The sequence below is a fragment of the Microbacterium sp. GXF6406 genome (assembly GCF_054798215.1).
Map to the genome: position 1 here is coordinate 1 of NZ_JBSJZH010000040.1, position 4,815 is coordinate 4,815.

5 protein-coding genes are annotated in these 4,815 nt (G+C 63.1%); 1 reads left to right on the forward strand and 4 read right to left on the reverse strand.

The window, feature by feature from the left end; genetic code table 11:
- Nucleotides 1–235 precede the first annotated feature (235 nt).
- From ACWAUG_RS13345 to ACWAUG_RS13360, 4 genes are read right to left on the reverse strand one after another with little or no spacing between them, the layout of a single operon-like run.
- Complete coding sequence (locus ACWAUG_RS13345; RefSeq protein WP_460802796.1) at nt 236–2,482, reverse strand: peptidase domain-containing ABC transporter; 2,247 nt, start codon at nt 2,480–2,482, stop codon at nt 236–238.
- A gap of 43 nt (nt 2,483–2,525) precedes the next feature.
- A complete protein-coding gene (locus ACWAUG_RS13350; RefSeq protein WP_460802797.1) occupies nt 2,526–3,650 on the reverse strand; it encodes an HlyD family secretion protein in 1,125 nt (374 codons plus the stop codon).
- Entirely contained in the window at nt 3,647–4,105 is a 459-nt protein-coding gene (locus tag ACWAUG_RS13355) for a hypothetical protein (RefSeq protein ID WP_460802798.1), read from the reverse strand. The genes ACWAUG_RS13350 and ACWAUG_RS13355 overlap by 4 nt, the downstream gene beginning before the upstream one ends.
- A 60-nt stretch (nt 4,106–4,165) precedes the next feature.
- Nucleotides 4,166–4,489 (reverse strand): hypothetical protein, encoded by a 324-nt coding sequence (locus ACWAUG_RS13360; RefSeq protein WP_460802799.1) that lies wholly within the window; start codon nt 4,487–4,489, stop codon nt 4,166–4,168.
- A gap of 95 nt (nt 4,490–4,584) precedes the next feature.
- On the opposite strand from ACWAUG_RS13360, the gene ACWAUG_RS13365 reads away from it, so the two are divergent.
- The coding region (locus ACWAUG_RS13365; protein ID WP_460802250.1) for a transposase at nt 4,585–4,815 on the forward strand (231 nt) is incomplete at its 3' end.

Below are 4,815 nucleotides of genomic sequence, written 5' to 3' on the forward strand. Positions count from 1 at the left end.
TGCGCAGCTACCGCGCCGCCGTCAGCCTCGCCGCCACGCTGATCTGGATCAAATCAGACTTGATCAACACGGCCTAGCATGGTGCGCAGCACTATGGACTCATGCGCGCCGAGCTCGAAGCGTCCGGACGTCGATCCCGCACCGCGTCGTGTACGAGGATCCTCAGCGCGTCGCCGGCGTGGTGGTCGCCTGGACTGACCGGGCGGTGCTCACTGGCAGAGGATTCCGACCAGGCTTAATCGAGGTACTGCATCGCCCGAGTGTTGGCGGCATCGTGCCCGACCCGTCGGCTTGTGGGATAGCCGCGTTTCCGGAAATCCGGTACCCGTTCGTTCTGCAGCCGCCACATTCGCGTGTACGCGCCGTCCTGGGCAAGGAGTTCGTCGTGGGTTCCTGTTTCGATGATCCGGCCGTTGTCGAGGACGAAGATCGCGTCGCAACCCGAGATCGTGGCGAGGCGGTGCGCGATGAAGATCGCCGTGGCGTCTCCGACGTGGTCGTAGATCGCCTGCATGACCTCGGCCTCGCTCGCTGGGTCGAGGTCGCTGGTGACCTCGTCGAAGATGTACAGGTTTGCCTGCTTCATCAGCACTCGCGCGAGGGCGATTCGTCGACGCTCTCCTCCGGAGAGTCCCATGCCGCCCTCGTCGAGCACCGTTGCGGCGCTTTGCGGGAGTCGCGCCACCACGTCCGCCATTCCGCACTTGCGGAGAGCCGCGTAGGCCTCGGCGTCGCTCGCGTCAGGATTTGACATCTTGACGTTCTCGAGCAAGCTTCGTGCGTACAGCTGCACGTTTTGCGGGCAGTACCCGATTGCGCGACGGATGTCCTTCGGGTCGAGGTCGGCGACGTTCACCGACCCGAAGCTGACGACTCCGCGATCCGGATCGTGCACCTTGAGCAGCATCCGCGCGATCGTGGATTTGCCGCTTCCGCTCGCCCCGACGAACGCGACCTTGGCGCCCGGCGCGACGTGGAACGACAGGTCACGGAGCGTGGGCTCTCGCAACGAGTATCCGAACGACACCTCCTCGAAGGTGACCTCGCCGGTCGTGGCGACGCTTCCGCGCAGCTCGTCGGACATGTCGGGCTCGGGTTCGTAGTCGAGGATTTCGCCCACGCGTCGGAGCGCGAGAGCAGCCTCCTGCCAGCTCAGTTGAAGGCCGATCAGGCGGGTGACGGGATCGACGAAAAAGTTCGCCAGTGCGATGAAGGCCATCAGCGTGCCGATCGTCATGTCCCCCTCCAGGATCCGGGAGGTGCCCAGCACGAGCAGCACCAGACCCACGAACGCCTGCGCCAGGCTCATGATCGACGATTGTGCGTTATCCAGCATCCCCTCCCTGAAGGAGATGCGCAGGCTTCGTACGTACTCGCGCTCGAGCCCCTCCATCTCACGCTTCTCGTTTGCCTCGAACTTCACCCCTTCGACCCCCTTGAGACCGTCGATGATGCGGGAGTTGAGCACGGACGCCTGCGCCATCTGCTTCTGGTTGACGTTCCGGAACGGGATGCGGAACGACAGGATCAGGGCGATGGCGACCATCACGAACACGACGATCACGAAGAAGAGCGTCTGGTCGAGCGTGTACAGCACGACGCCGGCGATCACCGCCATCACCACGTCCATCACAACGGTGAGCGCCACCCCGGTCAGGACGTTCTTGATCGTCATCGCGTCGCCGAACCGGGTGAGGATGTCGCCCACCGGTCGGCTGGCGAAGAAGCGCAACGGGAGGCCGTAGATGTGCTGGAAGAACCCCAGAATCAGCGGCAGATCGATGCGTTGCGACAGGTGCAGCACGATCCACTGGCGCACGAACTGCAGCAGGTTCTGCACGACGTACACGGCCGCGAACAGGAGAAAGACGGGCAGGAGGAGGCTCTCGAGGCTGTAAGGCACCACCTCGTCGAAGAGCACCTTCGTGACCATCGACCCGGCGATGCCGAGGATGGTGAGGATGAGCGATGCGAGCACCGCCCAGACGAACAGACCCATCTGGGGCGTGAGCAGGCGGAGGAAGCGCGCCAGGTTCCCCTGTTGCGCTCCGCTGTCTTGCACGAACTGCGATCCGGGGGCGAGGAGCACGAGGACACCCGAGAAGTCTCGGAGGAACGCGTCGTGCGATATCCACCTCACCCGTTCGGCTGCCGGGTCGCCGATTTTGATCTTCGTGCGCCCCACTTTGTGCACCACGACGAAATGGTTAGCTCCTCCCGAGAGGCTCAGATGCGCGATCGCCGGCAGCGTGAACCTCGACGTCAGCGCCTGCTTCTCAATGCGCACCGCGGACGTCTCGAACCCGAGCGCCTCGGCGCCAGTGACGAGCCCCCGGATCGTCGTGCCCTTGATCCCCGTACCCAGCGCGTCGCGGAGCTGCGTGATGGAGGTGCGTCGTCTATAGGCCGATGCGACGGAGGCGAGGCACGCCGCGGCGCAGTCGGACTGGTCGAGCTGTCGGACGTGCGAGGTTCTAGGCATTGCTGATCCTGTCGGTTCGTGCCGTGCGCGTGTCGGACGCGCGTCACTTGATGCCGATGAGATGGAGAAAGTAGTCGAAGTAGGTCATTTCGCTATATGTGAGCGAGACGTCAACGGCGGTACCGTTGACGAGTTCGTGCTTGCCTTCGCTTTGGCTCTCGATGTAAGGATGTTCCAGTTCGATCTCCGCCACGAAGAAGCTTGTCCCGGAGGGGGATTCTCCTGTCCCGTCGCTGACGGTTGTGACGTCGGAATCGATGGCGACGACCCTGCCATCGGCGCTCCCGTAATCCGTGGCCGGGAGCCCGGAAACGGTCACTCGCGCGGTATCGCCGATCTCGACGAACTGCCGGTCCGGCACGGACAGGTAGGCGTCGAGGCTGATCCCGTTCGCGGTGGATGAGATCGTGCCGATCGGCGTCCCCGCCGAGATGACGCTTCCCGGGGTGACCCGCGAGTCCAGGTACACCTCGCCCGCCTGACCGGCGGTCACCGTGTATGCCGACCGTCCGGTCTCGAGGCCTCGAAGGCGGATGTCGATCTCGTTGATCTGGGTGCGCAGGTCGGTCTCGAGCTTCGTGGATTCGACGAGAGCGCTCTTGTCGATCTCAGCCATCTCCAGACGATTGCCCTTGATGGCGTTGTCGATCTCGACGGTCGAGTACCCCTGCGCTTCGAGACTCGGTCGGTCGACCCTCAACTGAGCCTTCTTGTTCTGCAGGGTCTCGTACAGATAGCCGAAATGCGCCTCGGCCGGATCCCCCGTGTCGAACGTGTTCGCACCGTTCGTGACGGCCACGGTGAAGCGCGCCTGGAGGTCGGCCTGCGCGACGAGTGAGTCCCGCTGCGCCTGTAGGGTCTGCAACTCCACGGCCAGGTCAGTACTCTCGATCGTCAGCACGGGGACGCCGGCCTCCACGTCCGATCCGTTCGGAGCCTGTACCTCCGACACCCGGCCCGACACACTGCTAACTATCGGCGAATGCTCCGCCCCTTGAATCGCTCCCGCCGCGGTGACCACGCTCGGCCGCACAGTATTGAGCGACCACACAATCGTCGTCGCGAGGATGACGAGGACGAGACCGATGACGAGGAACCCGAAAACCGGCGGACGCTTCTCGTAGAGCAGCCGACTGTCCGTGAGCTGGTCAAGCGAGACAACCCTCACGAGCGCGTCGCCGGAGTGGACGCGAAAACGTCGACCGTGACATGAAGGTCGGCCTGCTCGACGAACACGAGGTGGAACTCTCCCGTCAGATCGATCTCCCTCTCGTAGGCGTAGACCTCGATGGCGCTATACACGATTCCAAAGTCGGCGGCCTCGCCCTCGAAACGCGCAAACACGCAAAGTGGCAGTGCCTGCTCCTCACTGCTCGTGAATCCAGCGATGGCCGTCGGGCGCTCGCGAGTCTGCCGAAGCAGGAAGTGCCTGGGCCCCTTGGCAGTGAGGTGAGTGTGTTGAATGAGCGGCCCGCTGGGAACGAGCCCGGCGTGGCGCATCGCTCTGGTGAGCGACGAGCCGATGGTTGGAACATCCTCGAGACGTCCCGCAGGGATCTCGGCTCGAACCGAGGACGCAAGCGACAAGCTCCGTGGATACTGGAGAGAGATCGGTTCCTTCATGACATGCGAATCTGGCGGCGGCCCCGGAGAATCGAGGCAGCCACCAGAGAATCCTTTCCCTTAGCTCATCGAATAGAACTTGTTCTCGAAACCGAGCATCACAGTCGCGCCCAGAGCCGTGCCGGCCAGTCCAATCGAGCTCGATAGTCCGACAACGGCACTGCGAACCTGCCACTTGATCTGCTGGTAATAGGAGTTGCGAAGACCGGCGTAGTACGCGCGCTCTCCCGCCACCTGACCCGCAGCGTACGTGGCACCAAACGTGCCGATCGCCGTGCCGACGATGGCGGTCACTGCGCCAATCGTAATGCCACCATCAATCTCATCGAGTTCCTCATCGAACAGGTCGAGGTACTCCGAAGGACGTTCAAGAACTGCAGTCATTGCTTGCCTACTTCCATGAAGGTTGGTAATTTTTTTCCTCAGGAAGCGCTCTGGTTTTGTTGGAGACTCCTGACCTTGGAAACGAGGATGGGGTTATGCCGAAAGAGCAGACATCAGGGAAGCCGACGACGCGTCGGTATTCGACAGAGGAGAAAGCTGCTGCGGTCCGGATGGTGCGGACGTTGCGTGCAGAGCTCGGGACCGATCACGGGACGGTGCAGCGTGTGGCGTTGCAGCTCGGATACGGGATCGAGTCCGTGCGGATGTGGGTCAAGCAAGCAGATATTGACGGCGGTCACGTCGCTGGGGTGACCACTGCCGAAGCT